The 20,227-nt window shown below is 63.6% G+C and carries 17 protein-coding genes and 1 pseudogene; 7 read left to right on the top strand and 11 right to left on the bottom strand.

Going from position 1 to position 20,227, the window contains the following annotated elements:
- Nucleotides 1–251: 251 nt before the first annotated feature.
- Nucleotides 252–1,523: an ROK family transcriptional regulator gene (locus tag ACRQ5J_RS03415; protein ID WP_432381144.1), complete on the top strand. Its 1,272-nt coding sequence runs from the start codon at nt 252–254 to the stop codon at nt 1,521–1,523.
- Between the two features lie 5 nt (nt 1,524–1,528).
- Here the strand turns inward: ACRQ5J_RS03415 and ACRQ5J_RS03410 are convergent, their stop codons facing one another.
- From ACRQ5J_RS03410 to rpsL, 7 genes are all read right to left on the bottom strand, one after another.
- On the bottom strand, nt 1,529–2,239 hold the full coding sequence (locus tag ACRQ5J_RS03410) for a siderophore-interacting protein (RefSeq protein ID WP_432381143.1): 711 nt from the start codon (nt 2,237–2,239) through the stop codon (nt 1,529–1,531).
- Between the two features lie 31 nt (nt 2,240–2,270).
- Nucleotides 2,271–3,113 (bottom strand): DUF817 domain-containing protein, encoded by an 843-nt coding sequence (locus ACRQ5J_RS03405; RefSeq protein ID WP_432381142.1) that lies wholly within the window; start codon nt 3,111–3,113, stop codon nt 2,271–2,273.
- A gap of 104 nt (nt 3,114–3,217) precedes the next feature.
- On the bottom strand, nt 3,218–3,535 hold the full coding sequence (gene rpsJ / locus ACRQ5J_RS03400) for a 30S ribosomal protein S10 (RefSeq protein WP_072786805.1): 318 nt from the start codon (nt 3,533–3,535) through the stop codon (nt 3,218–3,220).
- Between the two features lie 127 nt (nt 3,536–3,662).
- Nucleotides 3,663–4,853, bottom strand: a complete 1,191-nt coding sequence (gene tuf / locus ACRQ5J_RS03395; RefSeq protein WP_432381141.1) for an elongation factor Tu — start codon at nt 4,851–4,853, stop codon at nt 3,663–3,665.
- Nucleotides 4,854–4,923: 70 nt separating this feature from the next.
- The gene (gene fusA / locus ACRQ5J_RS03390) at nt 4,924–7,029 is read right to left on the bottom strand and encodes an elongation factor G (protein ID WP_432381140.1); all 2,106 of its coding nucleotides are present in this window, start codon (nt 7,027–7,029) and stop codon (nt 4,924–4,926) included.
- Between the two features lie 108 nt (nt 7,030–7,137).
- On the bottom strand, nt 7,138–7,608 hold the full coding sequence (gene rpsG / locus ACRQ5J_RS03385) for a 30S ribosomal protein S7 (protein ID WP_160992324.1): 471 nt from the start codon (nt 7,606–7,608) through the stop codon (nt 7,138–7,140).
- A gap of 106 nt (nt 7,609–7,714) precedes the next feature.
- The gene (gene rpsL, locus ACRQ5J_RS03380; RefSeq protein WP_090192387.1) at nt 7,715–8,098 is read right to left on the bottom strand and encodes a 30S ribosomal protein S12; all 384 of its coding nucleotides are present in this window, start codon (nt 8,096–8,098) and stop codon (nt 7,715–7,717) included.
- 292 nt (nt 8,099–8,390) lie between these two features.
- On the opposite strand from rpsL, the pseudogene ACRQ5J_RS03375 reads away from it, so the two are divergent.
- Both ACRQ5J_RS03375 and ACRQ5J_RS03370 read left to right on the top strand, forming a co-directional pair.
- Nucleotides 8,391–10,300: pseudogene (locus ACRQ5J_RS03375) on the top strand (phosphoethanolamine transferase).
- Nucleotides 10,300–11,058 (top strand): carbon-nitrogen hydrolase family protein, encoded by a 759-nt coding sequence (locus ACRQ5J_RS03370; RefSeq protein WP_432381139.1) that lies wholly within the window; start codon nt 10,300–10,302, stop codon nt 11,056–11,058. The pseudogene ACRQ5J_RS03375 and the gene ACRQ5J_RS03370 overlap by 1 nt, the downstream one beginning before the upstream one ends.
- Before the next feature lie 46 nt (nt 11,059–11,104).
- Here ACRQ5J_RS03370 and ACRQ5J_RS03365 read toward each other — a convergent pair whose 3' ends face one another.
- The 3 genes from ACRQ5J_RS03365 to ACRQ5J_RS03355 form a co-directional block, all read right to left on the bottom strand.
- Nucleotides 11,105–12,706, bottom strand: a complete 1,602-nt coding sequence (locus tag ACRQ5J_RS03365; protein ID WP_432381138.1) for a methyl-accepting chemotaxis protein — start codon at nt 12,704–12,706, stop codon at nt 11,105–11,107.
- 91 nt (nt 12,707–12,797) lie between these two features.
- Nucleotides 12,798–13,952 carry a TIGR01777 family oxidoreductase gene (locus ACRQ5J_RS03360; protein ID WP_432381137.1) on the bottom strand — a complete coding sequence of 385 codons (1,155 nt, stop codon included), beginning with the start codon at nt 13,950–13,952 and terminating at the stop codon, nt 12,798–12,800.
- Nucleotides 13,953–14,025: 73 nt separating this feature from the next.
- Nucleotides 14,026–14,553, bottom strand: a complete 528-nt coding sequence (locus tag ACRQ5J_RS03355; protein WP_432381136.1) for a GbsR/MarR family transcriptional regulator — start codon at nt 14,551–14,553, stop codon at nt 14,026–14,028.
- Nucleotides 14,554–14,712: 159 nt separating this feature from the next.
- On the opposite strand from ACRQ5J_RS03355, the gene ACRQ5J_RS03350 reads away from it, so the two are divergent.
- Nucleotides 14,713–15,252 carry a coiled-coil domain-containing protein gene (locus tag ACRQ5J_RS03350; protein WP_432381135.1) on the top strand — a complete coding sequence of 180 codons (540 nt, stop codon included), beginning with the start codon at nt 14,713–14,715 and terminating at the stop codon, nt 15,250–15,252.
- Here the strand turns inward: ACRQ5J_RS03350 and ACRQ5J_RS03345 are convergent.
- Complete coding sequence (locus ACRQ5J_RS03345; protein WP_432381134.1) at nt 15,205–16,722, bottom strand: MutS-related protein; 1,518 nt, start codon at nt 16,720–16,722, stop codon at nt 15,205–15,207. The genes ACRQ5J_RS03350 and ACRQ5J_RS03345 overlap by 48 nt on opposite strands.
- A gap of 171 nt (nt 16,723–16,893) precedes the next feature.
- Here ACRQ5J_RS03345 and ACRQ5J_RS03340 point away from each other — a divergent pair, with 171 nt between their 5' ends.
- From ACRQ5J_RS03340 to ACRQ5J_RS03330, 3 genes are read left to right on the top strand one after another with little or no spacing between them, the layout of a single operon-like run.
- Complete coding sequence (locus ACRQ5J_RS03340) at nt 16,894–18,162, top strand: efflux RND transporter periplasmic adaptor subunit (RefSeq protein WP_432381133.1); 1,269 nt, start codon at nt 16,894–16,896, stop codon at nt 18,160–18,162.
- A 20-nt stretch (nt 18,163–18,182) separates the two neighbouring features.
- Nucleotides 18,183–18,902, top strand: coding sequence for an ABC transporter ATP-binding protein (locus ACRQ5J_RS03335; RefSeq protein WP_432381132.1), 720 nt, complete (start codon nt 18,183–18,185; stop codon nt 18,900–18,902).
- A gap of 8 nt (nt 18,903–18,910) precedes the next feature.
- On the top strand, nt 18,911–20,227 hold the full coding sequence (locus ACRQ5J_RS03330) for an ABC transporter permease (protein WP_432381131.1): 1,317 nt from the start codon (nt 18,911–18,913) through the stop codon (nt 20,225–20,227).

Genomic DNA, 20,227 nt, shown 5'->3' with positions numbered 1-20,227 from the left:
AAACAGGGCGGGGTGATGCCCGCCGGGTGCGATGTCGAATTTACTTCATTAATATGACAAATTAGACAATATCAGTATCGGAGAAACGCTTCCATTCGTCAATCGATCGAACGAATTCCCGTAGCGAATCGCACTGCAAGCTGTTGTATCGGCGCACCAACCGGGCTGGAACTATGCCTTCCGGCGGTTTCATAGTTATTATGACAAGCTTCGTGTATGATCGCCGCCACACCCTCTTCCGGAACCCGCCCATGATCGTCGCCGGCGACCAACAGTTACTAAAACAAGTCAACCGCATGGCCCTGGTGCGCCAGCTGGCCAGCACCCCCGGCATGTCGCGCGCCGCGCTGGCCGAAACCGTCGGCCTGACCAAATCCACCATCAGCCTGCTGGTGCGCGAACTGATGGAGGAAGGCTGGCTCAGCGAAAGCGCCTCGCTCACCACCGGTGCGCTGGGCCGGCGCGCCACGCCGCTGCACATCGACGGCAGCCGCCTGGCCCTGCTGGGCGCCGACCTCAGCATCAGCGCCGCGCGGCTGGTCGCCACCAACCTGCTGGGCGAGGTGCTGGCCGAGCAGGTGCTGCCCTATGCCGCCCCGGACGACGCCGCCAGCTGCATCGCACTGATGGCGGCCGGGCTGGCCGCACTGACCGCCAGCCCGGCGCTGGCGCGGCGCACCGTGCTGGGCATCGGCGTCGGCCTGCACGGCGTGGTCGACGACGCCACCGGCATGCTGCGCTACGCGCCGCACCAGGGCTGGCGCAACGTCGACGTGGCCGGCCAGCTGCACGCGCACTTCGCCGGCACGCCGCTGGCCGGACTACCGCTGTACATCCAGAACGAGGCCAATGTGGCGGCGCTGGGCGAGCTGGAATTCGCCGGCGAGAGCAGTGCCGATCCGCTGATTTATTTGAGTATTGGTTACGGCGTGGGCGCCGGCATCATCGTCGACGGCCGCCTGCTGACCGGCCTGTACGGCTTCGCCGGCGAGGTGGGCCACACCATTTTGCAGCAGGGCGGACCGCGCTGCTCCTGCGGCCGGCACGGCTGCGCCGACGCCCTGATCGGCCTGCGCGCGCTGATGGACACGGTCTATGGCAAGCAGCAGCCGGCTACGCAGGAGCAGCTGGAGCGTCTGTTCACGCAGGCCGAGTCCGGCGACGAGGCGGCGGCGCGCGCGGTCGAGGCGGCCGGGCGCAATATGGGGGTGCTGCTCAACAACCTGTGGGTGGCGTTCGACCCGATGTGCATCGTCATCGGCGGCGCCGCGCTGCGCCTGGGCGAGCGGCTGATCGCGCCGGGCCGGCGCGTGCTCGACGAGTGCGCCGCGGCCACCCAGCTGACGGCGCCGACGGTACGCACGCCGCACTTCGGCAACAACGGCATCGCCATCGGCGGCGCCGCCATGGCGCGCCACTACCTGATGCGCCCCTTCGACGGCCAGGGGCCGGCGCGCCGCAACCGCGCCCGGCTGGACGAGCTGCCCCCTGCCCTCGCCGCCAGCCTGCAAGTCTGGGGCTGAGGCCGTCAGTCCATGCCGGCCTTGCCGGGTGCCCAGTAGGCCTTGGTCTGGCGGCGCTTGGCGGCCGTGCCGTGCTGGTGCACCAGCCGGCCCATCTGCTGGATGGCGGCGGCCCGGCCGCTCAGCACGATGTCGGCGTCCGGATGGGTGCGCAGCAGCGCGGCCATCTGCGCCGCCAGCGCATGCGAGCCGGTGCTTTCCACGCCGGCGTTGTGCAGTTGCAGGCGCGCGATGACGGCCTGCGTCGCCGCGCGGTCGGCCGCCTCAAACAGCATATAGGTGGTGGCTTGCTGCGCCAAGGCGGCAGCCAGGCCGAGCGAGGTTTCATCGCCGAACAGGATCACCGGCGACGCCTGCGGCGCCAGGCGGATCGATTTTCGCGGGCCGAACAAGGCGCAGCTGTCGCCGCGCTGCAATGCGCCGGCCCAGCGGGCGCCGGGCGCGTCGCCGTGCAGATACACCAGGATGCGCGTGCGGCCATGGTCGGCGTCCCAGTCGATCGGCGTGTAGGTGCGCTGCACCCAGCCGCCCAGCATGACTTGCAGCTTGTCGCCCGGCGTCCAGCCGGCATTGCGCAGCCCTGCGCCGCCCAGCGTGATCAGGCGGAAGCGCGCGCCGACGGGTTCGACATCCAGCACCTGGGCGTTGCGCGCGAAGATTTTCTGCAGCGCCGACTCGAAGCGGCCGGCGCGTTGGGGAGAGTTGGTCGTGTCCATGCCCTGAAGACGGGCAGCACGCGCGAATATTTTATTCCGGCACGTGGATGCGCGCCTTGATGTGCTTGAGGTGGGCGACGATGGTAAAGGTCATCACCACCAGCAGTGACCACGAGCTCCATTTGCTGACATGCACCACCGACCACGCGCCCAGCTGGTTCGGGTAGCGCCAGATGCCCCAGAAGGTGCTGATGTTTTCCGCCAGCCAGATGAAGAAGCCGATCAGCACGAACGCCAGCAGCAGCGGCATCTGGCGGTCGCGGTCGAGCGGGCGGAACACCACGGTGGTGCGCGCGTACAGGCCCAGCGCGGCGGCCGCCAGATACCAGCGGTAGTCGCCGATGTAATGGTGGGTGAAGAAGTTAGCGTAGATCATCAGCGCGATCAGCACCGCCATCCAGTACGGCGGATGGTGGCGGATGCGCAGGTCGAACAGCCGCCAGGCCTGCACGATATAGCTGCCGACCGCCGCGTACATAAAGCCGGAGAACAGTGGCACGCCCAGCACCTTGGTGTAGGCAAAGTCGGGATAGCTCCACGACTGGATGCTGCCCGACACCTTAAACGCCTCCAGCGCGAAGCCGACCATGTGGAACAGGCACACGGCCTTCAGTTCGTCCCAGGTTTCCAGTTTGGCCCACACCATCCACGCCTGGATGCCGACCGCCGCCAGCAGCAGCACGTCGTAGCGCGGCACGCCGAACAGGCCGGCGCGCGGCACCAGCAGCACGCTGGCGAAGAACAGCGCCACGAACAGGCAGGCGCGCGCCTCCTTGATGCCGAAGTAGAGGAATTCGAGGATGAAGCGGCGCCAGCCGGGCAGGTCGTCGCGGGCGGTGGCGCTGAGCAGATGGGTGTCTAAAGTGGCAAGCATAGTCCCGGACTCTAGCGGTATCGGCCGCAAAAACAATGGGCCCGGACGCTTGCGCGTACGGGCCCATCATCAGCCGGCAGCCGGGGCTGCCAACTTAAAAACGATTACTGCAGTTTGATTTCGACATCAACGCCAGCTGGCAGGTCCAGCTTCATCAGGGCGTCAACGGTCTTGTCGGTTGGGTCGACGATGTCCATCAGGCGCTGGTGGGTGCGGATTTCGAACTGGTCGCGCGAGGTTTTGTTGACGTGCGGCGAACGCAGAACGTCGAAACGCTGGATGCGGGTTGGCAGTGGGACTGGGCCTTTGACAACGGCGCCGGTGCGCTTCGCGGTGTCAACGATTTCCAGGGCCGACTGGTCGATCAGCTTGTAGTCGAAAGCCTTCAGGCGGATACGGATTTTTTGATTGGTAACGGTCATGATAATTCCCTCAAAGAGCGAACTGGCAACTGTGTAGCGCCAGCAATTTTAAAAAGAACGATTTTGGTACAACAGGGCCGATATGGTAGCACACCATATCGGCCCTGTATCAATCAGCGCTTAAAAATTAGGCGATGATTTTAGCAACAACGCCGGCGCCCACGGTACGGCCGCCTTCGCGGATAGCGAAACGCAGACCTTCTTCCATCGCGATCGGGTTGATCAGCTTGACGGTGATCGACACGTTGTCGCCTGGCATAACCATTTCTTTATCGGCTGGCAGCTCGATCGAACCGGTCACGTCGGTGGTACGGAAGTAGAACTGTGGACGGTAGTTGTTGAAGAACGGGGTGTGACGGCCGCCTTCGTCTTTCGACAGAACATAGATCTCGCCGGTGAAGTGGTTGTGCGGCTTGATCGAGCCTGGTTTTGCCAGAACTTGACCACGTTGCACGTCTTCACGCTTGGTGCCGCGCAGCAGCAGACCAACGTTGTCGCCCGCCTGACCTTGGTCCAGCAGCTTGCGGAACATTTCCACGCCGGTGCAGGTGGTTTTCACGGTGTCGGTGATACCAACGATTTCGATCTCTTCGCCGACCTTGATGATGCCGCGCTCAACACGACCGGTCACCACGGTGCCGCGGCCCGAGATCGAGAACACGTCTTCCACTGGCATCAGGAAGGCGCCGTCAACTGCGCGCTCTGGGGTTGGGATGTAGCTGTCCAGCGCTTCGGCCAGTTGCATGATCGCCTGTTCGCCCAGTGGGCCGGTGTCGCCGTCCAGTGCCAGACGTGCCGAACCTTTGATGATAGGCAGGTCGTCGCCTGGGAACTCGTATTTCGACAGCAGCTCGCGCACTTCCATTTCGACCAGTTCCAGCAGTTCTGCGTCGTCGACCAGGTCGCACTTGTTCAGGAACACGATGATGTATGGAACGCCAACCTGGCGGGCCAGCAGGATGTGTTCGCGGGTCTGTGGCATTGGGCCGTCAGCTGCGGAGCACACCAGGATCGCGCCGTCCATCTGCGCTGCGCCGGTGATCATGTTTTTGATGTAGTCGGCGTGGCCTGGGCAGTCAACGTGAGCGTAGTGACGGCCGGCGGTTTCGTACTCGACGTGGGCGGTGTTGATGGTGATGCCGCGTGCTTTTTCTTCTGGAGCAGCGTCGATCTGGTCGTAAGCTTTCGCTTCGCCGCCGAATTTCTTCGACAGAACGGTTGCGATCGCAGCGGTCAGGGTGGTTTTGCCGTGGTCGACGTGACCGATGGTGCCTACGTTGACGTGCGGTTTAGTCCGCTCGAACTTTTCTTTTGCCATTTTAATTCTTCCTTAGAACAATGTTTTAAATATGCAGCCGGATGATCTACCCGGCTGCAAAAATACCAGATTACTTGGCTTTCGCGGTAACGATAGCGTCGATCACGTGCTTAGGCGCCTCGGAGTAGTGCTTGAACTCCATGGTGTAGGTTGCACGACCTTGCGTTGCGGAACGCAGGGTGGTCGAGTAACCAAACATTTCCGACAGTGGCACTTCGGCTTTGATGATCTTGCCGCCGCCGCCTGGGATTTCGTCCATGCCCTGCACCATACCGCGGCGGGACGACAGGTCGCCCATCACGGTACCGGCGTAGTCTTCCGGCGTTTCCACTTCCACAGCCATCATTGGTTCCAGGATGACTGGGTTGGCGCGTTTGCACGCTTCCTTGAATGCCATCGAACCGGCCATGCGGAATGCATTTTCGTTCGAGTCAACATCGTGGTACGAACCGAAGGTCAGGGTCACTTTGACGTCCACCACTGGGTAGCCAGCCAGAACACCGGTGTTCAGGGTTTCGCGCACGCCTTTTTCAACCGCAGGGATGAATTCACGTGGAATCACACCGCCCTTGATCGCGTCGACGAACTCGAAGCCTTTACCTTGTTCCTGTGGTTCCAGGGTCACGACAGCGTGACCGTACTGACCACGACCACCCGACTGCTTGACGAACTTGCCTTCCACATCAGCAACCGATTTGCGGACGGTTTCGCGGTATGCAACCTGTGGTTTGCCCACGGTGGCTTCCACGCCGAATTCGCGCTTCATGCGGTCCACGATAATTTCCAGGTGCAGCTCGCCCATACCACCGATGATGGTCTGGCCCGATTCTTCGTCGGTACGCACGCGGAACGACGGATCTTCCTGTGCCAGGCGGTTCAGCGCCAGGCCCATTTTTTCCTGGTCGGCCTTGGTTTTTGGTTCCACGGCCTGTTGAATCACCGGCTCAGGGAAGACCATTTTTTCCAGGGTGATGATCGACGCTGGATCGCACAGGGTTTCGCCGGTGGTCACGTCTTTCAGACCAACCGCGGCGGCGATGTCGCCGGCGCGCACTTCTTTGATCTCTTCACGCTGGTTGGCGTGCATCTGCAGAATACGGCCCAGACGCTCTTTACGACCTTTGACCGAGTTGTACACGGTATCGCCGGCGTTGATCACGCCCGAGTACACGCGGAAGAAGGCCAGTTGGCCGACGAACGGGTCGGTCATGATCTTGAAGGCCAGCGCCGAGAATTTCTCGTCGTCAGCTGCTTTACGGGTCGCTGGTTGCTCGTCTTCATCGGTGCCTTTAACGGAATCGATGTCGATCGGCGACGGCAGGTACTCGATGACCGCGTCCAGCATGGCCTGCACGCCCTTGTTCTTGAAGGCGGTGCCGCACATCATCGGAACGATTTCCGAAGCGATGGTACGCTCGCGGATGGCTTTCTTGATCTCGGCTTCCGACAGATCGCCTTCTTCCAGGTACTTGTTCATCAGGTCTTCGTTCGCTTCAGCAGCGGCTTCGACCATCTTCTCGCGCCACTCGGCGGCTTGATCAGCCAGCTCTGCAGGGATGTCGACGTAGTCGAACTTCATGCCTTGCGAGGCGTCGTCCCAGATGATGGCTTTCATCTTGACCAGGTCGATCACGCCCTTGAAGTTGTCTTCGGCGCCGATCGGGATCTGGATCAGAACCGGGTTGGCCTTCAGGCGTGCGCGCATCTGCTCGTACACTTTGAAGAAGTTGGCGCCGGTACGGTCCATCTTGTTGACGAAGGCCAGACGTGGCACTTTGTACTTGTTAGCCTGACGCCATACGGTTTCCGACTGTGGCTGAACACCGCCCACTGCGCAGTAAACCATGCAAGCACCGTCCAGCACGCGCATCGAACGTTCCACCTCGATGGTGAAGTCGACGTGGCCTGGGGTGTCGATGATGTTGATGTGGTGCTCTGGGAAGTTGTTCGCCATGCCTTTCCAGAAGCAGGTGGTCGCAGCCGAGGTGATGGTGATACCACGCTCTTGTTCCTGCTCCATCCAGTCCATGGTGGCGGCGCCATCGTGAACTTCACCGATTTTGTGGTTCACGCCCGTGTAGAACAGAACGCGCTCGGTAGTGGTGGTCTTACCTGCATCGATGTGAGCGGAGATACCGATATTGCGGTAGCGCTCGATGGGGGTCTTGCGGGCCATAATTAATCCTAAATCGTTTAATGGACAAAACCGAGCGCCATTTTTGGTACCAAAAATGAGCCCGGCCTCGAACAACGGATAACAGCCAGCCGCAGCTGGCCGATTTTATTAGAAGCGGAAGTGCGAGAACGCTTTGTTCGCTTCAGCCATGCGGTGAACTTCGTCACGACGCTTCATCGCGCCGCCACGACCTTCAGCCGCTTCCAGCAGTTCGCCTGCCAGACGTTGTGGCATCGATTTTTCGCTGCGCTTGTTAGCGGCTTCACGCAGCCAACGCATCGACAGCGCCATGCGGCGCACTGGGCGGACTTCAACCGGCACCTGGTAGTTTGCACCACCGACGCGACGGGATTTCACTTCAACCAGCGGCTTGGCGTTGTTCAGCGCGGTGGCGAACACTTCCAGCGGGTCTTTACCGGATTTCTGCGAGATGTGCTCGAAGGCACCGTAGATGATGTTTTCTGCGACCGATTTTTTACCGGACAGCATCAGAACGTTCACGAATTTGGCGACATCGGTGTTGCCGAATTTTGGATCCGGCAGGATCTCGCGCTTGGGTACTTCACGACGACGTGGCATGTCATTTCCTTTTATCTTCAGTTGAGTGCCTTGCGGTCACTCGCGGCGGCCATCATAGCCAACCACTTACTCGGCCTCGCGACCGGCTCAACTCAATTAATGTAGATTACTTCTTAGCTTGCTTGGCGCGCTTGGCACCGTATTTCGAGCGAGCTTGTTTACGGTCTTTAACGCCCTGGGTATCCAGTGCACCGCGAACCATGTGGTAACGCACACCTGGCAAGTCTTTTACACGACCGCCGCGCAGCAGCACAACGCTGTGTTCCTGCAGGTTGTGGCCTTCACCGCCGATGTACGAAATCACTTCGAAACCGTTGGTCAGACGCACTTTGGCAACTTTACGCAGTGCCGAGTTAGGCTTCTTAGGAGTGGTGGTGTACACACGGGTGCACACGCCACGTTTTTGCGGGCTGTTTTCCAGCGCCGGCGATTTGCTCTTCACGACCAGTTTGGTGCGTGGATTGCGAATCAGTTGATTGATGGTTGGCATCGTTCTAAACCCAACTAAATAACAACGTTAACAACCCGGTCACAATGCCGGGGACAAAAAACCTTCTCTCGATCTATTGGGCCGTCGGAGGCGCAACCAGCCACCCTCATGGAGCAGCCAGATTCAACGTATACGATGTGCAGAATAAATTGAGAACTCGCGAGTATAGACTTGAAGCACGGCCCAGTCAACCAATTTCACGGCCCGCCGCGGGGTGCGGCCGGGAGCAGACACTAGCAGAAAGCCAGTGAAACGCTAGATAATAGCGGGCACTACCACTGCCGCCGTTGCCATGCGATCCCTGTTGCGCCCCGCTCCCCTGTTTGTGCTCGCCAGCTACCTGCTGCTGTCGCTGGCGCCGTGCCTGCCGCTATTGCTTGGAAAACAAGTGCCGGAACTGGGCCACGTGCTGGCGGTCGAGGCGCTGGCGTGGCTGGCGGTGTGGAGCGTGTTCGGCCGCCCGGCCCGGTTCCACTGGCTGCTGCTGCCGGCCTTCCTGGCGCTGCCGACCGAGATTTACCTGTTCGTCTACTACGGCCAGGGCATTTCCACCCACCACCTGGGCATCATCGCCGAAACCAGCCCGAAGGAGGCGATGGAATTCCTCGGCAACAAGGTCTGGCTGATGGCGGCGGTGCTGCTGGGCGTGATCGCCTGGTGGATCGCGGTGCAGCTGGCGGCCCTGCGCAGCCCGGCGCTGAGCTGGCGCGGCACGCCGCGCCGGGCCACGCTGGCCATCGTGCTGGGCGGCGCCGGCCTGCTGGCCTACGGCTGGGAGTTTGGCGTGCATGCGCGGCCGGCGCCACCGGCCAGCGCGACGCCGCATCCTGCCTTGCGCCATGCCGCCCTCACCCCGGCAGACGCCGCCACGGCCAGTGCCAGCGCCAGCGACGGGGCCGGGCAGGAGGCGGCCGAAGCCAGCGCCCCGGCCATCCCGGCCATTGCCGGCGCCGGCCGCACCGGCTGGGCGCTGGCGCCGCTGCCCTGGCCGCTGCGCTCGCCGCTCAGCCTGGGCGAATTCGCCGCGTCGTGGCCGTTCGGCCTGACCGCGCGCGGCATCGACTTCTACAAGGAGCGCGCCTACCGGCCGACCTCGGCCGCCGCAGCAGCAGCTTCAGCTTCAAGGCCCACCAGCCGGTGCAGAACGACACGCCGGAAATCGTCATCCTGGTCATCGGCGAATCGTCGCGCTACGACCGCTGGGGCATCAACGGCTACACGCGCGACACCACGCCGCTGCTGAGCCAGGAAAGCAACCTGGTCACGCTGCCGGACGTCATCACCGCCGTCTCGGCGACACGGCTGTCGGTGCCGGTGATTATCTCGCGCAAGCCGGCGATGCAGTCGCTGAAGGATGGCTTCTACGAAAAATCCTTCCTCACCGCCTACAAGGAAGCCGGCTTCAAGACCTTCTGGCTGTCCAACCAGATCTCGTTCGGCCGTTTCGACACGCCGGTGTCGGTGTTTGCCAGGGAAGCCAACGTGGTGCAGTTCATGAACCTGGGCGGCTTCACCAACCACTCCAATTTCGACCAGATCCTGCTGGAGCCGCTGCAACGGGCGGTGGCCGATCCGGCGCCGAAAAAGCTGATCGTGCTGCACACGCTGGGCAACCACTGGAACTACAGCCAGCGCTACCCGAAGGAGTTCGACAAGTGGCAGCCGTCGCTGTTCGGCGTCGCCCAGCCGGCCTACACCGACCTCAAGCTCAAGCCCGAGATCAACAACAGCTACGACAACTCGATCCTGTACACGGACTGGTTCCTGGCCCAGGTGATCGGCCAGCTCAAGGAAACGCAGCAGCTGGCGTCGATGCTGTATGTGGCCGACCATGGCCAGACGCTGTACGACGGCAGCTGCAACCTCGCCTTCCACGGCCACAACACGCAGTTCGAATTCCACGTGCCGGCGGTGGTATGGTACTCGGATCAATTCCAAGCGCACTATCCGGACAAGGTCAGGCAGCTGCAACGCCACCGCAAGGCGCGGCTGGCCACGGAGAACATCTTCCACACGCTGCTCGACATGGGCAATATCGCCTACCCCGACGAAAAGCTGGAATGGAGTTTTGTCAGCCAGCAGTTCAAGCAGCACAAGCGCTACGTCGACAGCTATGGCTGGTCCAACTACGACAACGCCACCTTCAAGGGCGACTGCGGCGAAGTGATGGACAAGGGCAAGCCACTCAAACAGGAGAAGTAATGGGCATCCGCATCGCGGCGGCGCAAGCGCCATCGGTGGCCGGCGATCTCGCCGCCAATCTGCGCACGCATCTGCGCTTCATCGCCGCCGCACAGGCGCAAGGCGTGCACCTGCTGGTGTTCCCGGAACTGTCGCTGTGCGGCTATGAACCGCCGCTGCTGCGCGGTTGCGCGCTGACGGCGGACGATGCGCGCCTGGCGCCGCTGCGCGCGGCGGCGGTGGCGGCCGGCATGACGGTGATCGTCGGCGCGCCGCTGACCGACGCCGGCGCGCCGCTGCCATGCATCGCCAGCCTCACGCTGGCGGCGGACGGCGGCGCCCGCGTCTACCGCAAGCAATACCTGCATGGCGGCGAACAGGTGTATGCCCGGCCGGGGCCGATCGGCGCCTGCGCCCACGCGCTGCACGGCCAGCGCTATGTCGAAGCCATCTGCGCCGACACCACGCGCGCCGAACACGCGCAAGCCGCCGCCGACGCCGGCGCATCGCTGTACGTGGCGGGCGTGCTGATCTCCGATGGCGGTTACGCGGCCGACGCCGCGCTGCTGCAAGGCTATGCGGCGCGACACCACATGGGCGTGCTGATGGCCAACCACGCCGCGCCGTCGGGCGGCTACGCGGTGGCCGGCAAAAGCGCCTTCTGGGCGCCCGGCGGCGAGCTGCTGGCGCAGGCGCCGGGGCCGGGCGACTACCTGGTCATCGGGGAAGAAAACGGCGGCTGGCGCGGTCGCGTGCTGCCGCTGGCGGCGCCAGCCTGAGGAACGAAGACGCCGGCCTTGGCGACCGGCGCCGCGCGCTGCGGAATTAACGCAGCGCCAGCTGATGGCCCGCGCCGCGGGCCGCCGGTACGGCGCTGTCGTTGATCTTGAAAATGCTGACGGTCTGCTGCAACTCGGCCGCCTGATCCTGCAGCGACTGGGTGGCGGCAGCCGCCTCCTCCACCAGCGCCGCATTCTGCTGCGTCACCTCATCCATCTGCGCCACCGCCTGGTTGACCTGATCGATGCCATCGCTCTGCTCGCGGCTGGCGACGGCGATTTCGCCCACGATCTGCGTCACCTGATGCACATTGCCCACCAGCGTGGTCATGGTGGTGCCGGCCTGCTCGACCAGATTGGTGCCCAACTGGATCTTCTGCACCGAATCATCGATCAGCACCTTGATTTCCTTGGCCGCCGCCGCCGAACGCTGCGCCAGGTTGCGCACCTCGGTGGCCACCACCGCGAAGCCGCGGCCCTGCTCGCCGGCACGGGCCGCCTCGACCGCCGCGTTCAGCGCCAGGATATTGGTCTGGAAGGCGATGCCGTCGATCACGCCGGTGATATCGACAATCTTGCGCGAAGCGTCGTTGATATCGTTCATGGTGCTGACCACCTGCTGCATCACCTCGCCGCCCTGCGCCGCCGTGACCGACGCGCCCTCCACCAGCGTGCGCGCATGCTGCGCGTTCTCGGAGTTCTGCTTGACGGTGCTGGTCAGCTCCTCGATCGACGCCGCGGTTTCCTCCAGCGAACTGGCTTGCGTTTCAGTGCGCGACGACAGCTCCATATTGCCGGACGCCAGCTCCTGCGAGCCGGTATTGATCACATCGGCGCCGTTGCGCACGCGCGACACGGTGGACAGCAAGTCACGCTGCATGCGCTGGATCGCCGACAGCAGGCGCTGGATTTCGTTATCGCCGGAGGCCTCGATATGCGCCGTCAGGTCGCCGCTGGCCACGCGGTCCAGCTGCTCGACCGCGCCTTCCAACGGACGCAGCACGGTGGACCGCAGCATCAGGTGCGCGCCCAGCACCACGGCCAGCGCGATCAGCAGGCCCAGCGCCACCAGCCCCATGACGATGCTGTATTCCTTGGCGCGGGTATCGGTCAGCTCCTGGATTTGCGCGTCGCCGAGCTTCTGGAACTTTTCCAGCGAGGCCGAGAACGCCGCTCCCACCGGCGTCAGCTCATTGGAATTGATCGCCGAATAAGCGGCGGTGTCGTCCTTGGCCAGCGCGCCCGAAGCCCGTTCCAGCACGGCCGACAGCTTGCGGCCCGAGTCCACCAGGTCTTTCTTCAGCTGCGTGTCCTGGCCGGGGAACGCCGGCGCCTTTTCAAACTTGTCGAGGAAGTCCAGCGTGCGCTGGTAGGATTTATTGGCGGAGGCCAGCGCCGAATCGCGGGTGGCCTTGTCGTCGCCCTCTTTCAGCGCGGCATAGCCGCGCGTCAGCGCGGAACGGGTACGGGTGGTGTCCTTGTAGGCATCGTTGATGGTGATGATTTGCGAGGAAATCGTGTGCACCTCGGCAATCGAGCGGTTCGACTGCTGCAAGGCAAAAATGCCCAGGCCTGCACCGGCAAGCAACATTATCGTAAACAAAACAAGCACACCCAGCAAGCTTGCCCGCACCGTAACCTTATTCATCCCGCCTCCGCAAATTGGTATTTCCGACTAGAAAGACTATACCAAATTTTGAAGTTTCATGAGCTAGCAATTAACTTTTGTGAAGGCATTGCTACAACAGGTCGTGCAGGGCGCCGCGCAGCTGCGGATGGGCAAACACGAAGCCGCTGTCGAGCAAGCGCGCCGGCACCACGCGCTGCCCCTCCAGCAGCAGATCGGCCTGCTCGCCCAACAGCAGGCGCATCGGCCAGCCCGGCGTCGGCAAGCCATACGGGCGCCGCAGCACCGACGCCGCCGTGCGGTTGAACTCACCCTGCGGCAGGCATTCGGGCGCGGTGAAGTTATACGCGCCGCTGCCGCCCGTGCGGCACAGGTGGGCAATGCCGGCGATCAGGTCATCGACGTGTATCCACGGCAGCCACTGCCGGCCGCCCGCCAGCGGACCGCCAAGGCCCAGCTTCACCGGCAACAGCATCATCGGCAACGCGCCCTGCCGTCCCAGCACCAGGCCGAAGCGCATGCAGGCGACCTTGACGCCATGCGCCTCGGCGCCGCGCGCGGCCGCCTCCCATTCGCGGCACAGGTCGGACATGAAGACAGGCTGCGGACCGTGCCGTTCGGTCAGTTCGGTGTCGTCGCCGCGCGGCTGCACGCCGTAATAGCCGATGGCCGACGCCGACAGCAGCTGCGCCGGCTTGTGTTCGGCGCGGGCGATCCACGCCACCAGTTGCGCCGTCAGGCCGATGCGGCTGTGCCGCAGCACCGCGCGCCGCGCCGCGGTCCAGCGCCAGCCCAGGATGCGCGCGCCGGCGAGATTGACGATGACGTCGATGCGGCGCGACGGCGGCAACTGCGCCATGTTGGCGATGCATTCGACGCGGCCATCGAACAGCTGCGCGGCCTGGCGCGGCTGCCGCGTCAGCACCGTCACCTGGTGGCCGTCGCGCAGCAAGGCATGCACCAGGCGCTGGCCGATAAAACCGGTGGCGCCGGTGACCAGGAAGCTGCGCTCGCCGTCGGCGAAACGCAGTGGCGCCGGCGCAGCCTCGGTTCGGGCCAGCCGCCGCGCTGCCCAGGCATCGCGCATGCGGGACAGGCAGACGCCGATGCGGATGCCGAACTGCTTGCTACTGTTGTTGCGGTGGCAGAGGAAGGTCTTGCCTGGCAGCGGATTCTTGTCGACGCGTGCCGGGATGTCCGGACGCAGCGCGCGCCACGGAGCACCGGGGATTTTCTCGAACAGCTCGCCTTCGGAAGAGATCATCATGGTTCAGGCACCTCACGGTTGACGGTGTTTGCGGTCAAAAATTTCTGTAAAAACAGAAATGATTGGGCGGTTTTTAATCGGTTCCCAGCATGCGGGCCACCTTGCCGCCCATTTTCAGGAAGCGTTGCATGGTGGCTGGCGGCAGATGCTTGTAATCGTCGTAGGTGGAGGTCAGCATTTCGAGGAAATCCAGTACCTGGTCCATTTTGACCTTGGTGGCCTGTTCCAGTTGCGGATCGTGTTCCGCCTCAGCGGCGCAGGCGCGCAGCACGGTCAGCGTCGGATCTATCTCGCGCTTCTTGCGCTCCTCGACGATGACGCGGAAGATTTCCCACACGTCCTGCAAGGCCAGGAAGTGGTCACGCCGGTCGCCCGCCATGTGGGTGATGCGCACCAGGCCCCAGCTTTGCAGTTCTTTCAGGCTGTTGCTGACGTTCGAGCGCGCCACATTCAGCGTCTCGGCGATCTGCTCGGCGTTGAGCGGCTGGTTGACCAGGAATAGCAACGCATGGATCTGCGCCACAGTGCGGTTCACGCCCCAGCGCGCGCCCATTTCACCCCAGTGCAGGATGTATTTTTGAATCGTCGGCGAGAGGTCCATGATTTCTCTTATTTCTGTCATTACAGAAATCATAGAATGCAATTGCACAGAAGTCAATGCGCATGTCTGCGATACCTCAACAGTCAGCGTTAGCGATTCGATACGATGGAGAATGGCTGCTGCCGCGGGCTTTCTGCTACGATCAAATGGGGAGGTATCATGACTATGCCGATCAAATTCGATACCCTTGAATACACGCGCAACCTGATGGAAGCCGGGGTTCCGGCAGCTGATGCGGAGGCACACGCCAACGCGCTCAGCACGGCGATGGCGGAAGCCAGCGTCTCTCCGAGCGAGCTAGTGCTGCTCAGAACCGACGTACTGGCCCGCATAGAAATGCTGCGCGCAGCCATGGACGCAAAGATCGAGGCGCTACGAACGGCCATGGACGCGAAAATAGAATTGCTTCAAACATCGATGGATGCAAAGATCGATGCATTGCGCGCCTCTATGGACGCGAAGATAGAAAAGCTGTCGATATCCATGGATGCAAAGATAGACGCGCTACGCGCAGACATGGATACAAAGTTTGCATTCTTGAACGCGAAGATTGATGGGCTACGCGCGGACATGGATACGAAGATTGCATCTTTGAACGCGAGAATCGACGCGCTACGGACCAAGTTCACGCCGATCTACGTCATGCTAGGCTTATCCCTGGCACTGCACGCCATCAACCTGGTAAAGCTGTTCTCCTGACGGATGCGCCATGTAATTGCTTAGCCACGCGTGGATGCGGTTCGCCCGCTCGGTAATCGCCGGTGCGAAACCACGTTCGGCCAACAGCGCGATGCCATTGGTATCCACCAGCAGTCCAGGCGCCACGTGCCAGCGTCCATCAACGCGGCTCACGCACCAGGGCTGCAAACGCTCCGACAACAATGACGCCAGCACCAGATGATGCGAGGCCACCAGCACCCGCCCGCGCGCCGCCAGCGCATCCAGCACCGCCCCCGCAGCCGCCACCGACTCCACATAATTCGTACCGCGGAAAATCTCATCGATGATGAAAATCGCCGGCCGCTGCGCCGCCAGCGCCAGCAGCTCCTGCCCGCGCCGCAGTTCGGCCATGTAAAAACTCTCGCCGCTCGACAGCGCATCCTCGTTCTGCATGCTGCTGTACACCGGCAGCAGCAGGGTCACCGCGCGCGCCGCGTAACAGAAGCCGAAAGCCCGCGCCGTCATCAAATTCAGCCCCACGGTGCGCAACAAGGTACTCTTGCCGATGCCGTTCTGGCCGGAGATGAACACGCCCTGCCGCGCCATGCCCAAGCTCAGCGCCGCCGCGCCGTCCAGCAGCGGATGCACCACCTCGTCGAGCTGCACGGCATCGCCCTGCTCCGCCCAGCAATACGACGCCGACGACGACAAATGCCGCGCCAGCGCCAGATCCGCATCCAGCGCCGCCACGCGCTCAAAGCTGGCGCGCAGAAAGCCGAGGTGCTCGCGCACCACGTCGCGGCTGCGGAAATAGTGGCGCACATTGTGCAGGAACAGCCAGTCACTATATTCGCGCGCGCCCGGCATGTCCGCCACCAGCGAACGGCTGAGGCGACGATTCAGCCTGGCCGCCTGCGCCGCATCCTCGCGCAGCATAGCCGTCGTCACATCGTCCACCTGCCCAAGCAAGGTATGCGCGCGCAACATCATCTGCGTCGTATGCAGCCCCCGCCCCCACTCCTGCACCGCTTCGTAATAACGCGCCTGGATCGCGCATAACAGCAGCGCCAGCACCACGGCAGCGCCCCACAACGGCAGCCAGCCGGAGAACAGGGCGCCCACCACAACCCCGATGCAGGCCAGCGGCAGCCAGGCCAGCGCCGGCAGCCAGCGCGGCGACGATGGCAACGCCGCGCCAAACAAAGTCCCGCTGATCTCGCGATCGGCGCCGCGCAGATCGGCGACAGCGGTTTGCAAACGCTGACGCAGCGGCGGGTCGGCCAGCAAGGCGCGCACGCGCGCCACGGAATCCGCTCCGCCGCCCTGCGCGACGTGCAGTCGCCGGTGCAGCTCCTGCTGGCCAAGAATGCTGGTTTCGTGAGCCAGCCGCGCGCTGTACGCAGGCAGCAGCAAATCATTCCAGGTGTGGGCATCCACCACGCTGTCCGTGCCGGACACGGTGCGGTGGTACAAGGCGACGTCGCTGGGGACGAAAGGATAGTCGGTCATGGCGCCGCATATGCATCCGCTTGCCAAATTTTCAAGTCCGGGCCGGACGACGCGGACAAAACGGACGCTCGCGGACAACGGACAGCCGCAGGCAAAGCCATACAAATCAACAACTTAGAAGATGGCACATTTTCTGCATAACGTTGTCCGTCCACTCACAACCGAACCACCATGATACGCGACACCTCCAATCAAGACGCCGTGATCACGCCCGCCAAAGGCCACAACAACAGGCGCCGCATCATCCTCGCCGCCGGCGCCGTGGCGCTGCTGGCCGCCGGCTGGTACTTGTTCAGCACCTGGCGCGGCAGCGACCACTCGGTCAACATCTCGCGCCTGCGCATCGCCGAAGTCGGCCGCGGCACCCTGATCCGCGACGCCGCCGTCAATGGCCGCATCGTCGCCGCCGTCAGCCCGACGCTATATGCGCCGTCGCTGGCCACCGTCACGCTCAAGGTCAACGCCGGCGACACGGTCAAGAAAGGCGACGTGCTGGCCGTGCTGGAATCGCCCGACCTGTCCGACGCGCTGAAGAAGGAGCAAGCGGCCTACGCGCAGATCGAAGCGGACGTCGCGCGCCAGCGCATCCTGGCGCGCAAGCAGAAACTGCTGGCGCAGCGCGACGCCGACACCGCCGAAATCGACCGCCTGTCGGCGCAGCGCACGCTGGAGCGCTACGACGCCGTCTCCAACGAAGGCATCATCGCCAAGATCGAATACCAGAAGGCCAAGGACGCACTGAACTCCGCCGCCATCCGTGCCAGGCACGCGGAACAGGCCTCGACGCTGGAAAACGACAACGTCGCGCTGGAGCTGGAATCCAAGGTCAAGCAGCTGGACCAGCAACGCAGCACGCTGTCCAACGCCCAGCGCCGCGTCGACGAGCTGACCGTGCGGGCGCCGGTCGACGGCTTTATCGGCACGCTGTCGGTGGCCAACCGCAGCGTGGTGCCGGCCAACACGCCGCTGATGACGCTGGTGGATCTGTCGCGCCTCGAGGTGGAGCTGGAAGTGCCCGAAACCTACGTCGCCGACATCGGCCTTGGCATGACGGCGGAAGTCAACTACGGCACCGGCACCGCCAACGGCAAGCTGTCGGCGCTGTCGCCGGAAGTGGTGAAGAACCAAGTGCTGGCGCGCGTGCGCTTCAACGGCGAGCAGCCGGCCGCGCTACGCCAGAACCAGCGCGTCACCGCGCGCCTGCTGATCGACGAAAAGCCGAATGTGCTGATGGTGCAGCGCGGCCCGTTCGTCGAATCCGAAGGCGGCCGCTTCGTCTACCTGGTGCGCGACGGCCTGGCCATCCGCACGCCGGTCAAGCTGGGCGCCACCAGCGTCTCCGCCGTGGAAATCCTCGGCGGCCTGAAACAGGGCGACAAGATCGTCATCGCCGGCACCGAAACCTTCGAGAACGCCGAACGCGTCTCGATCAACCAATAACTTTCCTGAAGAGGACCGCCATGCTGCGCATGAAAAACCTGAGCAAAGTGTACCGCACCCACATGATCGAAACGCACGCGCTGCGCGGCTTCGAGATCGACGTCAAACAGGGCGAATTCGTCACCGTCACCGGGCCCTCCGGCTCCGGCAAGACCAGCTTCCTCAACATCGCCGGCCTGCTGGAGGAATTCACCGACGGCGAATACATCCTCGACGGCGTCAACGTCAAGGGCATGGACGACAACGCCCGCTCGCGCCTGCGCAACGAAAAGCTGGGCTTTATCTTCCAGGGCTTCAACCTGATTCCCGACCTGTCGCTGTTCGATAACGTCGACGTGCCGCTGCGCTATCGCGGCTTCAACGCCGCCGAGCGCAAGGAACGCATCGAGGACGCGCTGGCCAAGGTCGGCCTGGCCTCGCGCATGAAGCACTATCCGGCCGAACTGTCCGGCGGCCAGCAGCAGCGCGTGGCCATCGCCCGCGCGCTGGCCGGTTCGCCCAAGCTGCTGCTGGCCGACGAACCGACCGGCAACCTCGACACGCAGATGGCGCGCGGCGTGATGGAGCTGCTGGAGGAAATCAACGCCGCCGGCACCACCATCCTGATGGTGACCCACGATCCGGAGCTGGCCGTGCGCACCCAGCGCAATGTCCACATCATCGACGGTCAGGTGTCGGACCTGGTGCACAAAACGCCGTCGCTGAGCACCGTCGGCCACGCCCACGCCGCCCAAGCCTGAGGATAACCATGTTCCAATACTACTTCCTGCTGGGCGTGCGCAGCCTGCGCCGCAACCCGGCGCTGACCGCACTGATGGTGCTGACGCTGGCCGTCGGCGTGGCCGCCAGCATCGCCACGCTGACCATCCTGCACGTGATGTCGGGCGACCCGATTCCGCAAAAGAGCAACCGGCTGTTCGTGCCGCTGATCGACAACGGCCCCACCGAGGGCTACGCGCCGGGCGATAAGCCCAACGATAACCAGATGAGCTATCCGGACGCCGTCAACCTGTTGAACAGCCAGGCCGGCGAGCGCCGCACCGCCATCTACGGCATCGCGCTGGCGATCGAACCGGAACGCAAGGACATCGGCGCCTTCACCGCGCAGGGCCTGGCGCCGACCAGTGATTTCTTCAATATGTTCGACGTGCCGTTCCTGCACGGCCAGGGCTGGAGTCCGGCCGACGACAGGAACGCCGCCGACGTCATTGTCCTGAGCCGCAAGCTGGCGGCCAAGCTGTATGGCGACGCCGACCCGGTCGGCAAGCGCGTGACGGCCGGCGGCTTCCAGTTCCAGATCGTCGGTGTGCTCGACACGTGGAACGTGGTGCCGCGCTTCCACCGCATCATCGGCAACGACGAAGGCGCGTTCGACGACGAGGATGAAATGTACATTCCCTTCGCCACCGCCATCCGCCACGAGTTCCAGCGCAACGGCAGCACCAGCTGCACCGGCGACACCGCGCCGGGCTTCCAGGGCTTCCTCAAGTCCGAATGCACGTGGATCCAGTTCTGGTTCGAGACGCGCAGCGCCGGCGACCGCGCCGAGCTGCAAAGCTTCCTCGACAGCTACGCCACCGAGCAGCGCAAGCTGGGACGCCTGAAGCGCGCCGCGCCGAACGCGCTGTACGACGTGCGCGAATGGCTGGACCACCTGAAGGTGGTCGGCAACGACAGCAAGCTGTCGGCCTGGCTGGCGTTCGGCTTCCTGGTCCTGTGCCTGGTCAACACCATCGGCCTGCTGCTGGCCAAGTTCTCGGTGCGGGCGCCGGAAGTGGGCGTGCGCCGCGCGCTGGGCGCCTCGCGCCGCGAAATCTTCACCCAGTTCCTGATCGAGACCACGGTGGTCGGCCTGGTCGGCGGCGCGCTTGGGCTGCTGCTGGCCTTCGGCGCGCTGGCGCTGATCGCCATGCAGTCGAAGGCGCTGACCCTGGTGGCGCACATGGACTGGATCATGATGCTGACCACCTTTGCGATGGCGGTCGCCTCGGCGGTGCTGGCCGGCCTGCTACCGACCTGGCGCGCCTGCCAGGTGACGCCGGCGCTGCAACTCAAATCCCAATAA

The sequence above is a fragment of the Duganella sp. P38 genome (assembly GCF_050859475.1).
GTDB lineage: Bacteria > Pseudomonadota > Gammaproteobacteria > Burkholderiales > Burkholderiaceae_D > Rugamonas.
The sequence above is the reverse complement of the archived record's forward strand: the minus strand, read 5'-3'. Positions and strand labels throughout refer to the sequence as shown.

What these genes read in the sequence shown, in the direction of transcription:
- ACRQ5J_RS03355 (WP_432381136.1), bottom strand. Translation starts at nt 14,553, where the DNA reads ATGGACCTCTCGCCGACGATTCAAAAATACATCCTGCACTGGGGTGAA.
- ACRQ5J_RS03365 (WP_432381138.1), bottom strand. Translation starts at nt 12,706, where the DNA reads ATGAATAAGGTTACGGTGCGGGCAAGCTTGCTGGGTGTGCTTGTTTTG.
- rpsG (WP_160992324.1), bottom strand. Translation starts at nt 7,608, where the DNA reads ATGCCACGTCGTCGTGAAGTACCCAAGCGCGAGATCCTGCCGGATCCA.
- tuf (WP_432381141.1), bottom strand. Translation starts at nt 4,853, where the DNA reads ATGGCAAAAGAAAAGTTCGAGCGGACTAAACCGCACGTCAACGTAGGC.
- ACRQ5J_RS03370 (WP_432381139.1), top strand. Translation starts at nt 10,300, where the DNA reads ATGGGCATCCGCATCGCGGCGGCGCAAGCGCCATCGGTGGCCGGCGAT.
- ACRQ5J_RS03340 (WP_432381133.1), top strand. Translation starts at nt 16,894, where the DNA reads ATGATACGCGACACCTCCAATCAAGACGCCGTGATCACGCCCGCCAAA.
- ACRQ5J_RS03405 (WP_432381142.1), bottom strand. Translation starts at nt 3,113, where the DNA reads ATGCTTGCCACTTTAGACACCCATCTGCTCAGCGCCACCGCCCGCGAC.
- rpsL (WP_090192387.1), bottom strand. Translation starts at nt 8,098, where the DNA reads ATGCCAACCATCAATCAACTGATTCGCAATCCACGCACCAAACTGGTC.
- ACRQ5J_RS03410 (WP_432381143.1), bottom strand. Translation starts at nt 2,239, where the DNA reads ATGGACACGACCAACTCTCCCCAACGCGCCGGCCGCTTCGAGTCGGCG.
- rpsJ (WP_072786805.1), bottom strand. Translation starts at nt 3,535, where the DNA reads ATGACCGTTACCAATCAAAAAATCCGTATCCGCCTGAAGGCTTTCGAC.
- fusA (WP_432381140.1), bottom strand. Translation starts at nt 7,029, where the DNA reads ATGGCCCGCAAGACCCCCATCGAGCGCTACCGCAATATCGGTATCTCC.
- ACRQ5J_RS03350 (WP_432381135.1), top strand. Translation starts at nt 14,713, where the DNA reads ATGACTATGCCGATCAAATTCGATACCCTTGAATACACGCGCAACCTG.
- ACRQ5J_RS03330 (WP_432381131.1), top strand. Translation starts at nt 18,911, where the DNA reads ATGTTCCAATACTACTTCCTGCTGGGCGTGCGCAGCCTGCGCCGCAAC.
- ACRQ5J_RS03360 (WP_432381137.1), bottom strand. Translation starts at nt 13,952, where the DNA reads ATGATGATCTCTTCCGAAGGCGAGCTGTTCGAGAAAATCCCCGGTGCT.
- ACRQ5J_RS03345 (WP_432381134.1), bottom strand. Translation starts at nt 16,722, where the DNA reads ATGACCGACTATCCTTTCGTCCCCAGCGACGTCGCCTTGTACCACCGC.
- ACRQ5J_RS03415 (WP_432381144.1), top strand. Translation starts at nt 252, where the DNA reads ATGATCGTCGCCGGCGACCAACAGTTACTAAAACAAGTCAACCGCATG.
- ACRQ5J_RS03335 (WP_432381132.1), top strand. Translation starts at nt 18,183, where the DNA reads ATGCTGCGCATGAAAAACCTGAGCAAAGTGTACCGCACCCACATGATC.